This is a genomic window from Dongia sp. P2_B8, from assembly GCF_056404715.1.
The window spans coordinates 1,102,503-1,121,570 of record NZ_JBFUDM010000003.1 but is presented as its reverse complement, the minus strand read 5'-3'; the positions used below and the strand labels follow the sequence as shown (position 1 = coordinate 1,121,570).

Genomic DNA, 19,068 nt, shown 5'->3' with positions numbered 1-19,068 from the left:
CACTGCGGGATTACCATTTGTTTACCAGCACAGGCTAATTTTCCCGTCACCGATCCATTTTCCTAAGGCGGCGCGACGGCCATGACTTTGGATGAATCAGGGAATGCCATGATCGACGAGACGATGTCAGGGGACGAATTCAGTCCGGATAAGGCCGTCGACGAACGGCTGGCCGCATTGCTCAGCATCACCGGGCGGATGGATGGCTTCCTCTATCGCTGCCGCAACGACCCGAACTACACGATGCTCTATATCAGCGAGGGCATCCTGACGGTGAGTGGCTATCCACCCAGTGATTTCATCGGCAACAAGGTGCGTGGCTACGCCACCATTACCTATCCCGACGACCTGGCAGCCGTCGATGCCGCCGTCGGCAAGGCGCTGGAGACACGCACGAACTGGACCATCGACTACCGCATCATGCCGCGCCAGGGTGATCCCATTTGGGTCCATGAAATCGGCGGTGGCGTGTTCAACGACGCGGGCGAGCTTGAATTCCTCGAAGGTTTCATCATCGACATTACCGAGCGCAAGCAGCTCGAGGACAAGAACCGCAGCCTCATCGATCGCATCGCCGGCATCTCGGAACATATCGTCAAGGACACCAGCAACATCCTCGAAGTGCTGCGCGCTCTGAAGATGCTGGCCCTGAACGCCCGCATCGAAGCCGCCCGCGCCGGCGAACAGGGCTTAGGGTTCGCCGTGGTGGCGCAGGAGATCAAGACGCTGGCCACCACCTCGGGCGCCTCCGCCGAACGCATCACCAAACTGATGAACGAACTCCAGGAAGTCCTGGCCGTGCCGCCGGACAAGGGGCATTGAGATCGCTCCGAATTTAATCGCAACACCCCCTCACCCTGACCCTCTCCCGCAAGGGGAGAGGGAATGAGATTTGTCGGCAAGATTCAGCTTGGCAAGAAGGTCTTGATAGATATGCGGGGCACAAGCCCCTCTCCCCTCGCGGGAGAGGGGTTGGGGTGAGGGGGCCTGCAAGCCGCCCCAACCTAATACGTGCTCGCCTCAACTCCGCGGCTTCAGCTTCTCCGGATCGTAGAACGGGAACCTGACCACGCGGGCCGGCAGGCGCTTCTGTTGGCCGTCGATCTTGCCGATCTCGACCTCGGTGCCGATCGCGGCATAGGTCACATCCATACGGCAGAGCGCGATGTTCTTCCCCAGGCTGGGTGAGATGCATCCTGATGTGACGACGCCCACCTGGGCGCGGCCGACATGCACGCAATCGCCGTGACCAACCGCCTGCTTGGCGTCGATCTCCAATCCTACCAACACGCGTTGCGCATGTTCCTTGCGGCGGATGATCGCCTCGCGGCCGACGAATTCCTCATTGCCCTTCAACGCCACGGTGAAGCCGATGCCGGCCTCATAGGGGTCGGTCTGGTCGTTGAATTCGTAATTGGCGAAGACCAACCCAGCTTCGATCCTCAGGATGTCGAGCGCCTCCAATCCCAAGGGCAGCAGCCCATGCGGCTGCCCCGCGGCCCATACCGCATCCCAAACGGCGGGCGCATCCTTGGGATGGCAGAAGATCTCGTATCCCAGCTCACCGGAATAGCCGGTGCGCGAGACCACGACCGCGACACCGTTATAGTCGCCGATCCGGCCCACCGTAAAATTGAACCATTGGATCTCATCGACCCGCGGCCGGGCCGGCGGCGTCCAGATGATCTCCTTCAGAATGTCGCGGCTCTTTGGTCCCTGGACCGCAATATTATGGAGCTGATCGGTCGCCGACTTCACCCAGACCTGTTTCAGCCCGCGTGCTTCCGCGAGATCGCGCAGCCATTTTCCGCCGAATTCATCGCCGCCGATCCAGCGATAGCGATCGGGCCCAAGGCGGAACACGGTACCGTCATCCACCATGCCGCCATGCTCATAGCACATCGCGGTATAGACCACCTGCCCGTCACTGAGCTTGCGAATGTTGCGCGTACAGGCGATCTGCAGCAGATCCTCGGCATCCGCCCCCAGCACCTCGAACTTGCGCAAGGGCGAGAGATCCATCACTACGGCAGCTTCCCGCGCTGCCCAATATTCCGCCGTCGGCCCCGCATTGTTGAAGCGGTTCGGCAGCCAGAAGCCACGATATTCCGTGAAGTTGCGCGTGAGCGCACTGGTGCGCGAGTGGAACCCGGTCTCGCGCGTGAGGATCGGTTCAGATTCTGGGGTCATGCGATACGCCATGGCTCGAGAAAAACTGTTCTTCGCATCATAGATGCGAACATGAATGTCAGTAGGGTTCCAGGCATTGGTGGCGTCGATATCGTCGGGACAGGCTGATGATCCGCACACCAGGTCTTTCAGTGCCTTCATCAGCACATAGTCGCCGGGCCGCGACCAGGGATCGTCGAGGAAGATCGCATTCGCCGCATTGATGCCGGTATTGTAGAAGAGATTAACCGCCTGCCAGCCGCGCCGCGTTTCCAGCCCGAATCTCTCCAGCGCGAAATTGAAATTCTCCGAACAACTGGGGTGGCCGGGATAGCCCGCATCCTCGTAGAAGCGTGGCGTGCAGGCCAAACCGAACGTGTCATGCCGCCCGCAGGTATCGCGCACCACTTCAGTGAGCGCCTGCATGTCCATGTCGAAGAATTTGGACGCGAGGCCGGGTCCAGGATAGATCGAACCCAGCATGGTGCGCGTCGTCGTCATGTCGATGCCGCGCTCCCGCCCCTTCTGCAATTGGCGCGCATCGAAGGCAACGAAATCCGAACATTGCCGCCCAGCGACATCGACAATCTGGATGAACTGGCCCTCTTTCACCTCATAGGACAGCGCCGTGCATTTATCGACGCGGTATTCAGCCACCATCTCACCCAGCGGCGCCGGCAAGGGTGGCGTCAGCAGGTGCGAGGCAGTCGCCCGCCGAACGGTCACGGCAAGATCGGTCGCCGGCGTTTGGTCTTCAGGAATCATCTCCTTACCCGGCGCATGCAGCACGACGATCACGGGCCGTGTGGCCTGCATCTTCACGACGTCACCCGGCCGCGTGTCACCCGTCAGCACGCGCGCCGCATCGTCGACGCCCTTGGGCATGTGCCATTGTACCAGTTGATGGCGCAGCTGGATGATTTCGTCGGGATAGCCGTGGGTAAGTGGCGTGCCGGCAAGGATATGCGTGATGCCGGCCGAAGGCCCATCACCCTTCAACCCCAGCGCCGCCAGGTCCGGCCGCGGCGTCTCATGCTGTTGGACGTCAGGTCCGGTAAAGGCCGCGATCTCGCAGGGCTGACGGCCTTCGCGGTCGATGATCTCCAGCCAATCGCCGGCTTCCAACCGCAGGATGAGCGCGCCAAGGCCCGCCAGGCGATACCGTTCGACCGCAGGATCCCAGCGCGGCAAGCCAGGTTCAATCACCCGGGGCCGGGCTAAAATTCGATCGCCCAGAATTCGATCGCTTGTGACGACGCTCATGCGCTTCCCCGGCTGCGGCAAGACCTGAAGATAGCATTATCTCTGATGATAGCCTCTTGCCGATTCACCGCTCAAGCGTTCAATCGACAGGCATGCGCGGTTTCCCGGCGCACGGCATTTGCCTATTTGACACCAGCCTGTGCCAGGATCGCGCTGATGGCAGCATCGCCGCAGAGATTATTGACCCTGGAATACTCCTCGCGCGTGTCGATCGTGAGCTGCGCCTGATTCCGCTTGTCCAGAAAGGCCGCGATCGCCGCCGTGATCGCCGCACCCACCAGATCGCCCCCCTCCTTCTCGATCGCAGCCTGATCCCTAGCCGTTCGCGCCGTGGCAATGGCCCTGGTCAAGCCCGGCCGCACATGGTCGGCCAGCTTTGGAAATTGCAGCTTGTCCATCTTCACATGCTTGGTCTCGTGCTGTGTCACATGGTTCCAGATGCAGGACCCCTTCGGGATCTCCTTGGCGATATAGACCCTGGTGTGAACCGTGACCGTGACCTGGACCCGCGTCACCCACCAGCAGACGCCGCCCACACTCATGGGACGAAAGCCGAACTCGACCCGGCTGTCGCGCTCCGGCACAATTTCCGTGCTGCCCAGCGTGTATCTGAATTCCGGCAGGTGGCGCGGCGCCACAAGATTGGGGTTGCCTGTCAACTGTGCCACACCCCGGGTCAGATCGACACTGGCCGGCTTCGTCAGCGTGCGGACAGAGACAACCGGCGGCCCCGGGCGCTCGCAAACCTCGGCGCGGGCGATCCCCGCTGGCAGAAGGAACAACCAGGCAAACGCCGCCACAACCAGGCCAAGCGCTATCCGACGGCCCGGCGCGCGCCATATCCCTGACAGCTGCTCTGCGGAAATCTCCGTCTTAGATATCGCCGTCTCAGATGTCGCCGTCTCAGATGTCACTGGCATCCAGTTTTTTCTTGATGATCTTCAAATTTTCCCGGGCCGGCACATTGGTGGGATAAAGTGATAGGACGCGCTCGAACGCATCGCGCGCGGCGGCGAGATGCTCCTGCGCCATGTTGACGACACCGAGCCCCGAGATCGCACCGAAATGCCGCGGCTCCAACTCCAGCACATGTTCGATATCGGCGATCGAGGCCGCGTAATTGCCGGCCAGATAATACATCGTCGCCCGCCGGTTCCAGCCTTCGGCAAAATCGGGCTTGGCCGCAATGACAGCGGAGAGGCGCGCTTCCGCCGTCGCAAAATCCTCGGCCTCCATGGCGTCTTCGCCTTCGCGCATCAGCTTGTCGAGCTTAGGATCGCCCGTCTCGCCCCAGATCTTCCAGATCATGAATTCGGTGAGGCGGGCCGTATCGGGATTGCCGGTATCATGCAGTTTTGCGAACAGGGCCGGCAGGCGCGGGTCATGCTGGTCGGCCACACCGGGTGCAGCGCTCAAGGCCAGCGCCGTCAAGATGATCGCTGGCGCGACCGCCGACGCGCAGAAAACGCGGTTCATCAACCTGATCATGCCGGTATAGTCTAGCACCGAAGCGATCTTCGGGCGACCTGGGATTTCGAAGGTAAGCCCTTCACATCAGACGGATAATCATGACATTTGAAGCTCATTTCTCGGCCGACTATGCCCAGGCGCGCGGCAAATTCCGTGCTGCAGCGGCAACGGCCGGCGCGGATATCCAGACATTCCTCAATCCGAAAACCGGGCCAGATGGCGGCGAGCTTGCAACCGATGTAGCGCGCATCGGCCCGCAGAATGCCGAGCGTGTATTGCTGGCGATGTCCTCGACCCACGGCGCCGAGGGCTTCTGCGGTTCCGCGATCCAGACCGGCTGGCTCACAGAAAAGCTGGTGGCGAAACTGCCGGCCGATACGGCCGTCCTCCTCGTCCACGCCATCAATCCCTATGGCTTCGCCTGGATCCGCCGGGTCAACGAGGACAATATCGATCTCAACCGCAACTTCGTCGATCACGCAAGGCCGCTGCCGCAGAATGACGGCTATCGCGCATTGCGCGATGTCATCTGCCCAGCCGACTGGTCGGCAGCGTCCGAGGCTCATGTGAAGCAGGCCTTCGATGCCTACAAGCAGCGCACCAGCGCCATGGACCTGCAGGCCGCGATCATGAACGGCCAATATTGGGACAAGGACGGCGTCTTCTACGGCGGCACCGGCCCCGCCTGGTCGCGGCACACCCTGGCCGCGGCGCTGGCACCCTATGCGGCGACAGCCAAGCAGGCGGCCTTCATCGATCTCCACACCGGTCTTGGCCCCTATGGTGTCGGTGAAATCATGTCCAACGACTTCGCCGGGACCCCGGGTGCCGCCCGCGTGCGCGACTGGTTCGGACCGGAAGCGACCATGCTCGACGACGGCTCATCGACCTCGACGGCAGTGACCGGCGACACCAGCCTCGGCGTGGCCGCGGCTTTGCCGACGACCATGATCACCGGCATCACGCTCGAATACGGCACGGTTCCGGTCCCCGACATGATCGACGCCGTGCGCGCCGACAATTGGCTCCACGTCCATGGCAAGCTCGACAGCGATCAGGGCCGCAAGATCAAAGGCCAGATCCGCGACACCTTCTATCCCGACGAGAAGAAATGGAAGGACATGGTCTTCGAGCGCGCCGTCGATGTTCTGGGCCGCGCCATGAAGGGGCTATTGCAGAGCTGATATCACCTATATCGCTATGGAAACGGCACCACCCCTCACCCCGACCCTCTCCCCGCAAGCGGGGCGAGGGAGATTTCAGCGAACTGGGCCTGAAGCCCCTCGCCCCTCCTAGGAGAGGGGTTGGGGTGAGGGGCGCCGGCTCCCGCGCTGACAGTAAAACACCGCCGGATCGGGGAATCCGGCGGTGTTCTTAGGGAAGAAATGATGCTGACTGTTACGCGGCCTGCTCTTCGACTTCCGGCGCGAGCCGGATGAGATAGTCGAATGCGGACAAGGACGCCTTCGACCCATCACCCATCGCAATGACGATCTGCTTGTAAGGCGCCGTCGTCGCATCACCGGCAGCGAAGATGCCGGGCTGCGAGGTGGCGCCGCGATGATCGATCTCGATCTCGCCGCGGGGCGTCAGCGCGACGCTGTCCTTCAGCCATTCCGTATTGGGCACCAGGCCGATCTGCACGAAGATGCCTTCGAGCTCCACACGGTGCAGCACGTCGCTGTTGCGGTCCTTGTAGGTAAGCCCGTTGACCTTGGCGCCATCGCCATGCACTTCGGTGGTGAGCGCCGAGGTGATGACCTTCACATTGGGCAGGCTGTGGAGCTTGCGTTGCAACACCGCGTCGGCGCGCAATTGCCCGTCGAACTCGACCAGCGTCACATGGGCGACGATGCCGGCCAGATCGATCGCGGCCTCGACACCGGAATTGCCACCGCCGATCACCGCAACCCGCTTGCCCTTGAACAGCGGACCGTCGCAATGCGGGCAATAGGCAACGCCCTTGTTGCGGTATTCAGCTTCGCCTGGCACGTTCATCTGCCGCCAGCGGGCGCCGGTGGCCAGGATGACACTGCGCGCCTTCAGGATGGCACCGCTTGCCAGATGCACCTCGGAAAGACCGCCTGGCACCTTGGCCGGCACCAGCTTCTCGGCGCGCTGCAAATTCATGATGTCGACCTCATAGGCCTTCACATGCTCTTCCAGTGCGACAGCAAGCTTGGGTCCTTCGGTATGCGAGACCGAGATGAAATTCTCGATCGCCATCGTATCCAGCACCTGGCCACCGAAACGCTCGGCGACGACACCGGTGCGGATACCTTTCCGCGCTGCATAGATCGCGGCTGCCGCACCGGCCGGGCCACCGCCCACCACCAGCACGTCGAACGGCGTCTTATGCTTCAGCTTCTCGGCAGCACGTGCTTCGGCACCGCTATCGAGCTTGGCGACGATCTGCTCCAGGCTCATGCGGCCCTGGCCAAAACTTGCGCCATTGAGGAACACGGTCGGCACAGCCATGACCTGGCGTGCATCGACCTCCGCCTGGAACAGCGCGCCGTCGACCGAGACGTGTTTGATGCGCGGGTTGAGCACGCTCATCAGATTGAGCGCCTGCACCACGTCCGGGCAGTTCTGGCAGGATTGCGAGAAATAGGTTTCGAAATGATAGTCGCCGTCGAGCGCCTGGATCTGCTCGATCACATCCTGCGCCGTCTTCGAGGGATGCCCGCCCACCTGCAGCAGAGCCAGCACGAGCGAGGTGAATTCATGGCCCATGGGCAGGCCGGCAAAACGCACGCCCACGGCCGTCCCGGCGCGCTGGATGGCGAATGACGGCTTGCGCACATCGTCGGCATCGTGCCGCACCAGGGTGATCTGGCCGGAGAGCGCTGCGATTTCCTCGAGCAGCTCCTGCATTTCCCGGGCGCCGTCGCTGTCGTCAAGCGATGCCACCAGCTCGATGGGCTGTGTGATGCGTTCGAGATAGGACCAGAGTTGGCACTCTGGTCCGGACCCCGCGATAGCGAGACGTGTAGCTTAGATCTTGCCGACCAGGTCGAGCGACGGCGCCAGGGTCTTGGCGCCTTCCTTCCAGGCCGCCGGGCAGACTTCACCCGGATGTGCAGCGACATACTGCGCGGCTTTGATCTTACGCAGCAGTTCCTTGGCGTCGCGGCCGATGCCGCCGGCAGTGATCTCGACGATCTGGATCACGCCATTGGGGTCGACGACGAAGGTACCGCGATCGGCAAGACCGGCTTCCTCGATCAGCACCTCGAAATTGCGGCTGAGGCGGAGCGTCGGGTCACCCAGCATCGTGTACTGGATCTTCTTGATGGCAGCCGACGTGTCATGCCACGCCTTGTGGGCGAAATGCGTGTCGGTTGAGACGGAGTAGATCTCGACGCCCAGCTTCAGGAACTCGCCGTAATGCTCAGCGAGATCTTCAAGCTCGGTCGGGCAGACGAAGGTGAAGTCGGCCGGATAGAAGAAGAAGACCGACCACATGTCCTTGGTATCGGCTTCCGTGACGGTGATGAATTTGCCGCCCTTATAGGCTTCGGCCTTGAACGGCTTAATGGTCGTGTTGATCAAAGACATAGTTGCTCTCCAGTGATTGTTTGCGCGCAATGCACAGGAGCGTTATAGAGAATCATTCTCAAGTGATAAAATTGATTAATCTTGTGATTATGATCGACTAAGTCGATTAATGTGTCTCACGAACGTCGGCCAGAAAACGCGGCTTTTTGCCAACGGGCGCCGGAACGCTCTCGCACAATCTAGGTGAGGACCTCCGCCAGCTCGATCAGGTCGTTTGCCATGTAATCCCAACCACCCTGCGGCTTGGCATGGGCGGGTTTCGAAGGGCCTTGGGCATGCGCGCGCGTGACATATGCCGTCTTCAGCCCACATCCGCGCGCGGCTTCCAGATCGTAATCATGGGCAGCGATCAGCATTGCCCGGTCCGGGGCAACGCCCAGCAGCTTGCAGGCATGAAGATATACCTGCGGCATCGGTTTATAGGCGCGGGAAACATCAGCGCCAAGGACCGTGTCCCAAGGCAGGTTGGCGTTTTTTGCCATGTTCACCAGAAGCCGCGTGTTCCCATCGGACAGCGGTGCGACGATGAAGCGCTCCTTCAATCTGGCAATGGCCGCCACCGAATCCGGCCACGGCTTCAGCCAGTGCCAGGCCAGGTTCAGTTCTTCCAGTTCCGCACGCTCTGAAGCCAACGGCATCAGCCCGAACTCTTTCAGGCAGGCCTCCAGATTCTCCATGTTGAGCACATCAAGCGGGACAAAGGATCGCTTACCACTGCGAATGACGTCGACCGATTCATCGTAACGCCCGACCCAGGCATCGGCAAAAGCACGGGCCTCGACATGCGCAGCGCCGTGGCGCTTCAGAAAGGAAGCCGCCTCCGTCGTGATGCTGCCGCGCCAATCGACGACTGTTCCCAGAACGTCGAAAAATAAGACCTCAATTTCCGCCATTTCAACTCTCCCCGCGTTTCATCTGGCCGCGTTTCATCTGGCCGCGCTTCATCTGGCCGCGTTTCATCTGGCCACATTTCATCCGGTTTACCGTCAGTCGTGGTAAGACGCGTCGCTCTTGTCGAGTTGCCGCTTCAGATAGTCGAAATGCGCGAAAGCCTGGTCGTTGTAGGGCAACCAGCCATCCGCTGTTTTTTGCGCCAGCTCGTCGGACATGACATTGAGCGGTTGCCCCGTCGCATAGGCCAGGACGAGAATCTTGGCGGCCCGTTCCACGAAATACAAATCCTCGAACGCCTCGGCGACAGTGCGGCCGGTAACGGTAACGCCGTGATTTCCCATGATGACGACGCTCTTATCGCCGAAGGCCGCGGCAAGCCGCTGTCCCTCGGCTGCATCGTCGGCAATCCCCTCGAAACCGAGTTCCACGCCGAGTTTCCTGAAGAAACGCGCCGTGTTCTGGTCAATCGGTTTCATATCCGGGTTCTTCAGGCCAGCGAGTGCCGTGGCATAAGGCGGATGGCAATGCAGCATCACGCGGATTTCGGGACGTTGGCGATGCACGGCGCCGTGGATCGTCCAGGCCGACGGGTCGGGGGCGTCCGGCCGTGTCATCACGTCCTTGTCTTCGGCATCGAGGAGCATGAGGTCGCTGGCCCGCATTTCCGCAAAGTGGCGCCAGCGCGGATTCATGAGAAAGCGCTTCCCGTTCGAAGAAACGGCGGCGCTGAAATGGTTGCCGACAGATTCGTGCCAATCGAACTGTGCTGTCAGACGAAACGCCGCCGCCAGATCGACCCGAAGAGCGCGTATGCCTTCGGCGCTCAGTTCCGCATTGAAAACAGGCGCGTTCATTTTTCCTCGCGATTGCAACTGTCTTATGTTGCGATTACATGATTTGATGTCTCATTTGAAAAATACGATGATATCTCATATATTTAGAAGGCTATAAAATCTAACCGTACATAACTTTGGAATTATATTGATGCGCTACGAACTTCCGCCGCTCCGTCTTCTCACGACCTTTGAAGCGGTTCTTCGCACAGGCGGAGTCCAGAACGCCGCGGCCGAGTTGAATGTCACGCAACCTGCCGTCAGCCAGGCATTGAGGGGCCTGGAAGATCATCTCGGCGCAAAGCTGCTGGATCGCCGCATCCGGCCTGCCGCTTTGACGGAAGCCGGACAAATTCTGTTCCTGGCGGTGTCGAACGGGATAGACCAGATCGGACGGGCCGTAGACCAGATCAAGGCGATGGAAAGAGAGGATCAGAATGTGGTGACGGTGGCCTGCACCATCTGCACAGGCACTTACTGGCTGATGCCACGGCTGGCCGCTTTCTACAGCCAGCATCCCGAGGTAACGGTTCGGGTCGTAACATCTTCCGGGATTCCGGCATTTGCGGGCGACACGGACCTGGTCATCCGCTATGGCTCCGGCAAATGGGCCGATGGGAAGAGCGAACTTCTTTTCAGCGAACGCCTGGTTCCCGTTTGTAGTCCGCAGGCTGTTGCGCGTCTCGGCTCTGGTGACCTGGGAAAAGCAACCTTGCTGCATGTCGAAGCCGACGACGACGGACCAGGCTGGGACGACTATTTCAAGGCGGTTGAGCAGCCGGGGAATCGGCAAGGCAACCGGACCTTCAGCAACTACGTGCAGGCCACCCAGGCGGCTATTGCGGGAATGGGCGTGATGCTGGGGTGGATTTCGAATACAGGCGATCTCGTCAAGGAAGGGCGCCTGGTCGTGTTTCGCGACCAGCCCATTTTCCCCGACGGCGCTTACTATTTGGTCAGCCAGGCGCGTGCGCGGGTGAAGCCAGCTACTGCGTTATTGGTGTCACATCTCCGAGAATGCGCCGCGCATTCCTGACTTTCCGGATAGTCAGATTGGGCGCCGAGCCTCCAATACGTTTCGTCTAGTGTGCCGTGAGCCGACTCATTCGGGGGCTACGATGCGAATGGGACGTGTTCCAACTGGCGCACCGGTCGCGCGGTCGATGGTGACGGGATCGATCTCCGTTCCGGTCTCGGCGTCGAAGAACCGGGTCACCTTGCCACCGCCGCGATGCTTGGCGCCCCACGCGCCGATTGCAAACAGCACCGGCAGAAAGTCGCGGCCAGCTTCCGTCAACACATACTCGTCCCGTGGCGGACGCTCGGAATAGCGGCGTTTCTCCAGCAATCCTTCGTCCGTCAGGGCTGCAAGTCGCCCCGTCAGCATCGTCGGCGCTATCCCCAGGCTCTTGCGGAAATCATCGAAGCGGGTGAGGCCCACATGGGCGTCCCGCATGATCAGCATGCTCCAGGCATCCCCCACAAGGGCCAAGCTCCGGGCGATCAGACAGGGCTGGTTCGACAGATTCTTCATGTCACTATCTTTTCAGTATTGACTTACTACTGATTTAATACTAACTCATCGTTCATCAATGTTCCATGACAAAATGAAAGCGAAAGTCGATGAGCAAGACAGAACGCGGCATCGCCCTGGTCACGGGCGCATCCTCAGGCATTGGGCTGGTGACGGCACAAGCACTGCGGCGCGATGGCTACCGAGTCTTCAGCACCAGCCGAAAGCCAATGCCTGATACCGCCGACGGGATTGCGATGCTGATCTGCGATGTAACCGATGACGCATCGGTGCAGAGCGTCGTCGATGAGGTTCTAAGCCGCGCCGGGCGGATCGATCTCCTCGTCAACAATGCCGGGATCGGATTGCTGGGTGGCGCCGAGGAATCGACGACCGCACAGGCCAAAGCCATCTTCGACGTGAACGTGTTCGGCGTCATCCGCATGACGAATGCGGTGCTGCCGGTGATGCGGCGGCAGAATCGAGGCCGGATCGTCAACCTCGGTTCCATCCTCGGGCTGATCCCAGCACCCTATAACGCGTTCTACGCCTCGACCAAGCACGCCATCGAAGGCTATTCGGAATCTCTCGACCACGAAGTGCGCACACTGGGTATCCGCATCGTGCTGGTCGAACCCGGTGGCACCAGCACGTCCTTCGAGGAGAACCTCACGCGCGCGGACCGGCCGCTTGCCATCTACGACACAGCACGCGCCAATGCGGAGAAGCTGATGCGCGAGGTTATCGCGAAGGGCGACGCACCCGAACTGGTCGCCGAGGCCGTGGTAAAGGCCGCCAATGCCGCATCGCCCAGACGCCGCTACACCGTCGGAAAAATTGCGGGACAGGTCCGCTTCATCCGCCGCTTCCTGCCCGAATCCTTCGTCGACAAGAGCCTTCGGAAATTCAACGGACTTGCCGATTGAGCATTTATCGCCTCCCGGAAACGAAAGCTACTCTGATGAAATCATTCCTGCTCGACCGCTATAAGAAAGGCGGCGCCCTGCGGCTCGGCGAAAGTCCGGAACCGGCGTTGCATGCCAACGACGTCATGGTCGAGATTCATGCGGCCGGCGTGAACCTCCTGGATGCCAAGATCAGGAACGGAGAGTTCAAGCTCATCCTGCCCTACCGCCTTCCGCTGGTGCTCGGCAACGATGTCGCGGGCGTCGTGGTCCGGGTCGGGGCCAACGTCCGGCGATTCAAGCCCGGTGACGAGGTCTATGCACGTCCGGCCCAGGATCGCATCGGGACATTTGCGCAGTATATCGCCATGAACGAGGCCGATGTCGCACTGAAGCCGAACAATCTCACCATGGAAGAGGCCGCCTCCGTGCCGCTTGTCGCCCTCACCGCATGGCAGGTGCTTGTCGAGCGCGCCAATTTGCAGAAGGGGCAGAAGATTCTGATCCATGCCGGCTCGGGCGGCGTGGGTACGATCGCGATCCAGCTTGCCAAGCATCTCGGGGCATATGTGGCGACGACCACGAGCACAGCAAATGTTGCTCTTGTGCAAAGCCTCGGCGCAGATGTCGTGGTCGACTACAAGAAGGATGATTTCGAGAAAGTGCTGCAGGGCTATGACGTTATCCTCAACAGCCTGGGCAAGGACACGCTGGAGAAATCCCTGGATGTGCTGAAGCCGGGCGGGAAGCTGATCTCGATCTCCGGCCCGCCCGATCCGGACTTTGCGCGGCAGAATGGCTCAGGCTGGCTGCTGCAACAGGTCATGCGCCTGCTGAGCGCCAGCATCAGGCGAAAATCGAAACGCCGGGGGATCGGCTATTCCTTTGTCTTCATGACAGCGAATGGCGGGCAGCTCGGAAAGATCACCTCCCTGATCGAGGCGGGGGCCATCCGCCCGGTGATGGACCGGATCTTCCCGTTCGAGAGGACCAACGAGGCACTGGCCTATGTCGAAACGGGTCGTGCAAAGGGCAAGGCCGTTATTGTTGTGAAGTAAGGTGCTGGATGAGTGAGCCTGGGCCTAGGCAGTTCAGCCAAGCCCGGCCGACAAAGCACTCGGCACCGGTCCGCCGCTCGCCCAATCCAGAAGCTCGACAGTGTGCACGATCGGTTGGTCGAGGCCGCCTTCCAGCTGCTGCAGGCAGCCGATATTGCCGGCGGAGACGATGGTAGCGCCGGTCTTCTGGATGTTGGCGATCTTGCGGGCGCGGAGATCGCCCGCGAACTCCGGCTGCAGCAGATTATAAACACCGGCCGACCCGCAGCAGAGATGCCCGTCCGGCACTTCGACCACCTCGAAGCCGGCAGCGCGCAGCAGATCTTTCGGCGCCTCGCGCACCCGCTGGCCATGCTGCAGCGAACAGGCGGCGTGATAGGCGACCTTGAGGCCGCTGCCATTCCCGCCTGCCGGCACGCCGCCCAGCTTCACCAGATACTCGCTGATATCGAGCGCCTTGGCGGCGACGGCTTCCGCCATCTTCTCATCCAGGTCGCCCCGGAAGAGATGGCCGTAATCCTTGATCGCGGTCCCGCAGCCGGATGTGGTGAGGAGGATCGCATCCAGCCCCTCCCCCGCCATCTCTCGCGCCCAGGCCTGCATCGTGGGGCGTGCGGTTTCGCGGGCATCATGCTCACGCCCCATATGCTGCGTGAGGGCCCCACAGCAGCCGGCACCTTCGGCGATCACGACCTCGATACCAAGCCGGTTGAGCAGGCGGATGGCCGCCGCATTGATGCCGGGCTTCAGCACCGGCTGCGCACAACCGGCGAGCAATGCCACACGGCCACGGCGTGGGCCGATCGCCTTGAAGACACCTGGCCTGTCGGTGGTGGCAGGTGCCGGCAATGAAGATGGCAGCGCCTCGGCCATCGCCCGCAAGCGGCCACGCAACAGGTGCTGGACACCCAACGAGCGCGCGAAACTGCCCACCATCAGCGCCGGTCGGAACAAAGCCGGGCGCGGCAAAACAAGAGCCAAGACGTTGCGCAGCAGGCGATCCATGAATGGCCTGCGATACTGCTCTTCGATCCGCACCCGCGCGTGATCGACCAGATGCATGTAATCGACACCGGACGGACATGTCGTCATGCAGGAAAGACAGGTGAGGCAGCGATCGACGTGGCGGGTGACGATCGCATCGGCCTGGTCGTCATTCTCCAGCATGTTCTTGATGAGATAGATGCGTCCACGCGGGCTATCATTCTCATCGCCGGCGATGACATAGGTGGGACAGGTCGCCGTGCAGAAACCGCAATGGACACAGGTTCGCAAAATCCGATCGGCAGCGGCGATGTCGGGATCGGCAAGCTGGGCCAGGGAAAAGCTGGTTTGCATGTCAGAGATCCGGGTGCAGGCGGCCGCGGTTGAACAGGCGCTGCGGGTCGAACGCACCGCGCACCTTCTGGAGAAGCGCGATGGGGACGTCGGGGGCAAAAACCCCGTCACCTTGGCGCCAGGCATCGGGCGCGCGCAGCAGAGTCGCGTGGCCCCCCTGGCTCAAAGAGCTGTGAATGGCGCGCACAGCTCTCTCCATATCTGTGACTCCATGCGCCAGCCAAAGGCGCCCGCCACCCCAGTCACTTGTATAGACAAGGTCGTTAAAATGCTGCGAGAGCCGCAAAAAAATGCGTGGAAAATCAGTCATCGGCAACGATAGCAGCCACACCACGCGCCCCTCAGATCCAGCCCGCAAATCGCTGAGGTCCCGGACCCCCGCCCAGCGTGCCACAGAGGCCTCCGCCGCCAGCACAGCCACATCCCGGCGCAGCAGATCGGTGAGCACTTGGCGGCGATAGGCAACCGAGGGGGCCGATCCCTCCAACCGGAAAATCACCTGCGAGAGATGCGGCAGATAGGCAGCACCTGATGGATCGGCGGTGCTGCCAAGCGCCGCCACCATCATCTGACTGGCAGTCGGAACATCAACATCCTCAACGATCACCGAACAACTCGTCTCAGGTGCCGGCACGACCTTGATGGTGATCTCGGTCATCGCAACCAACGTGCCGAAGGAGCCGGCGATCAGTTTCGGAAGGTCGTAGCCGGTGACATTCTTCACCACCTTGCCACCCGCCTTGACGATCTCACCGCGCCCGTTGACCCCTGAAAATCCCAGGAAAAAATCACGCGCCGCACCGGCAAACGGTCGGCGCGGGCCGGAAAGATTGGTGGCGAGCACACCGCCGATCGTCGCCTGATCGGCAGGCGCACCGAACAGCGGGCCAAGATCCGGCGGCTCGAAAGCAAGATGCTGATCCTCGGCAGCAAGTGCTGCCTTGATGTTGGACAAAGGCGTACCGGCGCCGGCGGTCAGCACGAGTTCAGCTGGCGCATAGTCGATGATGCCGTTGAAACCGCGCAACGAGACGGGGCGATCGGATGTGACGGCACGGCCCCAGCCTTGCTTGGTGCCATGGCCAGACAAAGCAAGCGCCACATCATCCGCTGCAGCCGCGCGGACGATATCGACCAGATCCTGTTGCGACCGCGGCAGAAGTTCCATCAGAACCGCGGCAGATCGGGATGCGGCAATTGCCCACCACGCACATGCATGGCGCCCATTTCGGCGCAGCGCTGCAGGGTCGGGAACACTTTGCCGGGGTTCAGCAGATTGCCATCGTCGAAAGCGCATTTGACGCGCATCTGTTGGGCAAGATCGGTCTCGTTGAACATGGTCGGCATGAGATCGCGCTTCTCGACACCGACACCATGCTCGCCGGTGAGCACGCCACCAACCTCGACGCAAAGGCGCAGGATGTCGGCACCGAACGCTTCCGCCGCATGCAACTCGCCAGGCTTGTTGGCGTCGTAGAGAATGAGCGGGTGCAGATTGCCATCGCCCGCGTGAAACACGTTGGCGACGCGCAGGCCATGCTGCGCCGAGAGCTGCGTCATGCGGTGCAGGACTTCCGGCAGGCGGCTCCTCGGAATAGTGCCGTCCATGCAGTAATAGTCGGGCGAAATGCGGCCGATCGCCGGAAACGCCGCCTTGCGCCCGGCCCAGATCAACAAGCGCTCCGCCTCACTTTCGCTGATGCGCAGACCTTTGCCACCGTGGGCGACCGCAATCGCACTCACGCGCGCGATGAGGTCGTCGACCTCGACCTCAGGCCCATCCAGCTCGACGATGAGCAGCGCTTCGGCATCCATCGGATAGCCGGCATGGACGAAATCCTCGGCGGCATGAATGGCCGGCCGGTCCATCATCTCCATGCCAGCTGGAATGATGCCGGCGCCGATGATCGCGGCAACAGCGGCACCGGCAGATTCACTCGTGGCAAAGCCAGCGAGCAAGGCGCGCGCCTTTTCAGGACGGCGCAGCAGGCGCACGGTCACTTCGGTGATGACACCCAGCAAACCTTCCGAGCCGGTGAAGAGACCCATGAGATCATAAAGACCGCTGTCGAGATGCTTGCCACCCAATCGGATGATCTCGCCATCCATCAGCACGATCTCAAGGCCTAAGAGATTGTTGGTGGTGAGGCCGTATTTCAGGCAATGCACGCCGCCGGAATTTTCGGCGACATTGCCACCGATCGAACAGGCGATCTGGCTTGAGGGATCCGGCGCGTAATAGAAGCCGTCGCCCGCCACCGCATGGCTGATCGCCAGATTGGTGACACCCGGCTGCACGACGGCGCAACGGTTGGGAAGATCGATGTCGAGAATCCTGTTGAGCTTGCCAAGACCCAGCAGCAAGCCGTCAGCCAAGGGCAGCGCACCGCCGGAGAGCGAGGTACCCGATCCGCGCGGTACCACCTTGATGCCGAAGCGATGTGCGATCTTGAGCGCCGCGGACACCTCCGCCGTCGAGCGCGGCAAGGCCACCGCCAGCGGAATCTGCCGATAGGCGGTGAGGCCATCGCTTTCATAGGGCCGCATGGCGCGGGGATCGGACATGACATTGCCCGCACCCAGCACGTCACGCAGGGCGGCGACAAATTGCGGGGCAGCTTTGAGCGCTGCTGAATCGGGCGGCGGCATCAGCATGGCCGAATCTATAGCGCAAAAAGAAACCGCGCGGGGAAGTCCCCACGCGGTTTCAATTCAGATAGTCGGATCCAGCTCGATCAACGCGCTGGACCGGACGAATGTCTAGCCTGCGCAGCCCAATCCCAGAGTGACGTTAATCAACCCTGGCGCGCCTTGAAGCGCGGATTGGTCTTGTTGATCACGTAGACCCGGCCCTTGCGGCGTACGATACGGCAGTCTTTGTGCCGCCCCTTGGCCGACTTCAGCGAGTTAACAACCTTCATGGTCCGGTTCCTTGGTCAACGAGTCTTGAAATGGTGGCGCAACATAGTGACCAGCGCGGAGCCTGTCAACCATTGGCAAGTCGAGCACAAGCATTTGATTTATAACCGAAATTATAGCGCCTACCAGTTCGACATCAACTTCGTACCACCCAGTTTGATGGCGTAATAGCGCATCACCTTGAGGTGGCCGGCATCGAATGCGGCCACCCGGCGACTCCAAAGCTGGACTTCCTTGACCACTTCCTCGGGCAACGCCTTGGCGTGGGCCGCCTTTTCGCCGCCAGCCTGGGTGAATTCCAGCCAGCCATCCATGATCATCTTGCGGTAGCGATCGGTGATGTCTTCATTGACCCGGAGGTCGAAATTGTTCTCGCGGAACCATTTCAGATAGTCGGTCCCGGAGGCGAAGTAGGTCTGGTCTTCCGGCTTCAGGCCCAGACCCTGCAGCTTCTGGTCATCCATCTCGATATCGTCGCCGCGGACGAAATCGGTGATCGAGACCTGGCCGCGCGGCTTCAGGCACCACTCAAAGGTCTTGATGAGCTTGGCCTTATCCAGGACGAGATAGAGGGTTTCCGATGACAGAATGCAGTCAAAAGAGCCCTGTTTTGGCTCGAATCCTTCCGGGCTGTAGCGGACGATATCGGCTTTTTTCTCCAGGCCGGCCTTGATCGACATCTCCTTGCCGGCCTTGGCGAGATCTGCCGTCGGTTCCAAGCCGCTGACCCAGACACCAAATTCATTCACCAAGGCGCGCGTGCCGCCACCAAGGCCCGCCCCGAAATCCATGACCGTGAGCGATGGGTTGAGGCCAAAGGGTTTGGCGAGGCCCAACACATGCTCTTCACCGCCGGGCTTGTAATAGCCGGCACCCCAGACCTGTTCTTGAATACGGATTGCCTCTGTCTCCCACGGCAACAGCGGCGGGATGGTGATGGCCGGCGGCGCCTGTACGGCCTTGGTCGAGCTGCCACCCGCCGCGTCCAGGGTTTGAGGTATGGAGACCTCTTCTCCCTCCCACCATGCGCGCAGTTTGACGCGCCAGGGCACGTTTGCATCGGCTCCGGATTTCATCTTTCCCCAACTACCCATTGCCGATTCATGGCAAATCAACTACTTAACTGTAGCTTCTAAGAGCTTCAT

Annotated in this window: 18 protein-coding genes; 5 read left to right on the top strand and 13 right to left on the bottom strand. The window is 61.1% G+C overall.

The window, feature by feature from the left end:
- Positions 1–108 precede the first annotated feature (108 nt).
- Positions 109–822 carry a methyl-accepting chemotaxis protein gene (locus tag AC1DWZ_RS12800; protein WP_477169277.1) on the top strand — a complete coding sequence of 238 codons (714 nt, stop codon included), beginning with the start codon at positions 109–111 and terminating at the stop codon, positions 820–822.
- A gap of 198 nt (positions 823–1,020) precedes the next feature.
- Here the strand turns inward: AC1DWZ_RS12800 and AC1DWZ_RS12795 are convergent, their stop codons facing one another.
- From AC1DWZ_RS12795 to AC1DWZ_RS12785, 3 genes are all read right to left on the bottom strand, one after another.
- Positions 1,021–3,432, bottom strand: coding sequence for a DUF1989 domain-containing protein (locus AC1DWZ_RS12795; protein WP_477169276.1), 2,412 nt, complete (start codon positions 3,430–3,432; stop codon positions 1,021–1,023).
- Positions 3,433–3,554: 122 nt separating this feature from the next.
- Entirely contained in the window at positions 3,555–4,352 is a 798-nt protein-coding gene (locus tag AC1DWZ_RS12790) for a hypothetical protein (RefSeq protein ID WP_477169275.1), read from the bottom strand.
- Positions 4,336–4,908, bottom strand: a complete 573-nt coding sequence (locus AC1DWZ_RS12785; RefSeq protein ID WP_477169274.1) for a tetratricopeptide repeat protein — start codon at positions 4,906–4,908, stop codon at positions 4,336–4,338. Before AC1DWZ_RS12785 ends, AC1DWZ_RS12790 begins: the two co-directional genes overlap by 17 nt.
- A 92-nt stretch (positions 4,909–5,000) precedes the next feature.
- Between AC1DWZ_RS12785 and AC1DWZ_RS12780 the strand changes: the two genes are divergently transcribed.
- The gene (locus AC1DWZ_RS12780; RefSeq protein WP_477169273.1) at positions 5,001–6,086 is read left to right on the top strand and encodes a M14 family metallopeptidase; all 1,086 of its coding nucleotides are present in this window, start codon (positions 5,001–5,003) and stop codon (positions 6,084–6,086) included.
- A 214-nt stretch (positions 6,087–6,300) separates the two neighbouring features.
- Here AC1DWZ_RS12780 and ahpF read toward each other — a convergent pair whose 3' ends face one another.
- The 4 genes from ahpF to AC1DWZ_RS12760 all read right to left on the bottom strand — a co-directional run bounded on the left by ahpF (position 6,301) and on the right by AC1DWZ_RS12760 (position 10,211).
- Entirely contained in the window at positions 6,301–7,884 is a 1,584-nt protein-coding gene (gene ahpF / locus AC1DWZ_RS12775) for an alkyl hydroperoxide reductase subunit F (RefSeq protein WP_477169497.1), read from the bottom strand.
- Between the two features lie 15 nt (positions 7,885–7,899).
- Positions 7,900–8,463 carry an alkyl hydroperoxide reductase subunit C gene (gene ahpC / locus AC1DWZ_RS12770; protein WP_477169272.1) on the bottom strand — a complete coding sequence of 188 codons (564 nt, stop codon included), beginning with the start codon at positions 8,461–8,463 and terminating at the stop codon, positions 7,900–7,902.
- A 179-nt stretch (positions 8,464–8,642) separates the two neighbouring features.
- Positions 8,643–9,356, bottom strand: coding sequence for a haloacid dehalogenase type II (locus AC1DWZ_RS12765; protein WP_477169271.1), 714 nt, complete (start codon positions 9,354–9,356; stop codon positions 8,643–8,645).
- A 93-nt stretch (positions 9,357–9,449) separates the two neighbouring features.
- Positions 9,450–10,211, bottom strand: coding sequence for a class II aldolase/adducin family protein (locus AC1DWZ_RS12760; protein ID WP_477169270.1), 762 nt, complete (start codon positions 10,209–10,211; stop codon positions 9,450–9,452).
- Positions 10,212–10,341: 130 nt separating this feature from the next.
- Between AC1DWZ_RS12760 and AC1DWZ_RS12755 the strand changes: the two genes are divergently transcribed.
- Entirely contained in the window at positions 10,342–11,226 is an 885-nt protein-coding gene (locus AC1DWZ_RS12755) for a LysR substrate-binding domain-containing protein (protein WP_477169269.1), read from the top strand.
- Positions 11,227–11,292: 66 nt separating this feature from the next.
- Here the strand turns inward: AC1DWZ_RS12755 and AC1DWZ_RS12750 are convergent, their stop codons facing one another.
- Positions 11,293–11,724: a winged helix-turn-helix transcriptional regulator gene (locus tag AC1DWZ_RS12750; protein ID WP_477169268.1), complete on the bottom strand. Its 432-nt coding sequence runs from the start codon at positions 11,722–11,724 to the stop codon at positions 11,293–11,295.
- A gap of 89 nt (positions 11,725–11,813) precedes the next feature.
- On the opposite strand from AC1DWZ_RS12750, the gene AC1DWZ_RS12745 reads away from it, so the two are divergent.
- Positions 11,814–12,629, top strand: a complete 816-nt coding sequence (locus AC1DWZ_RS12745; RefSeq protein ID WP_477169267.1) for an oxidoreductase — start codon at positions 11,814–11,816, stop codon at positions 12,627–12,629.
- Positions 12,630–12,664: 35 nt separating this feature from the next.
- Complete coding sequence (locus AC1DWZ_RS12740; RefSeq protein ID WP_477169266.1) at positions 12,665–13,666, top strand: NADP-dependent oxidoreductase; 1,002 nt, start codon at positions 12,665–12,667, stop codon at positions 13,664–13,666.
- Between the two features lie 33 nt (positions 13,667–13,699).
- On the opposite strand, the gene glcF is transcribed toward AC1DWZ_RS12740, so the two are convergent.
- The 5 genes from glcF to AC1DWZ_RS12715 form a co-directional block, all read right to left on the bottom strand.
- Positions 13,700–15,004, bottom strand: a complete 1,305-nt coding sequence (glcF, locus tag AC1DWZ_RS12735; protein WP_477169265.1) for a glycolate oxidase subunit GlcF — start codon at positions 15,002–15,004, stop codon at positions 13,700–13,702.
- A gap of 1 nt (position 15,005) precedes the next feature.
- Entirely contained in the window at positions 15,006–16,172 is a 1,167-nt protein-coding gene (locus AC1DWZ_RS12730) for an FAD-binding protein (RefSeq protein WP_477169264.1), read from the bottom strand.
- A complete protein-coding gene (locus tag AC1DWZ_RS12725) occupies positions 16,172–17,659 on the bottom strand; it encodes an FAD-linked oxidase C-terminal domain-containing protein (protein WP_477169263.1) in 1,488 nt (495 codons plus the stop codon). Before AC1DWZ_RS12725 ends, AC1DWZ_RS12730 begins: the two co-directional genes overlap by 1 nt.
- 140 nt (positions 17,660–17,799) lie before the next feature.
- The gene (ykgO, locus tag AC1DWZ_RS12720; protein WP_298686299.1) at positions 17,800–17,925 is read right to left on the bottom strand and encodes a type B 50S ribosomal protein L36; all 126 of its coding nucleotides are present in this window, start codon (positions 17,923–17,925) and stop codon (positions 17,800–17,802) included.
- A gap of 120 nt (positions 17,926–18,045) precedes the next feature.
- Entirely contained in the window at positions 18,046–18,999 is a 954-nt protein-coding gene (locus tag AC1DWZ_RS12715; protein WP_477169262.1) for a methyltransferase domain-containing protein, read from the bottom strand.
- Positions 19,000–19,068: the final 69 nt, after the last annotated feature.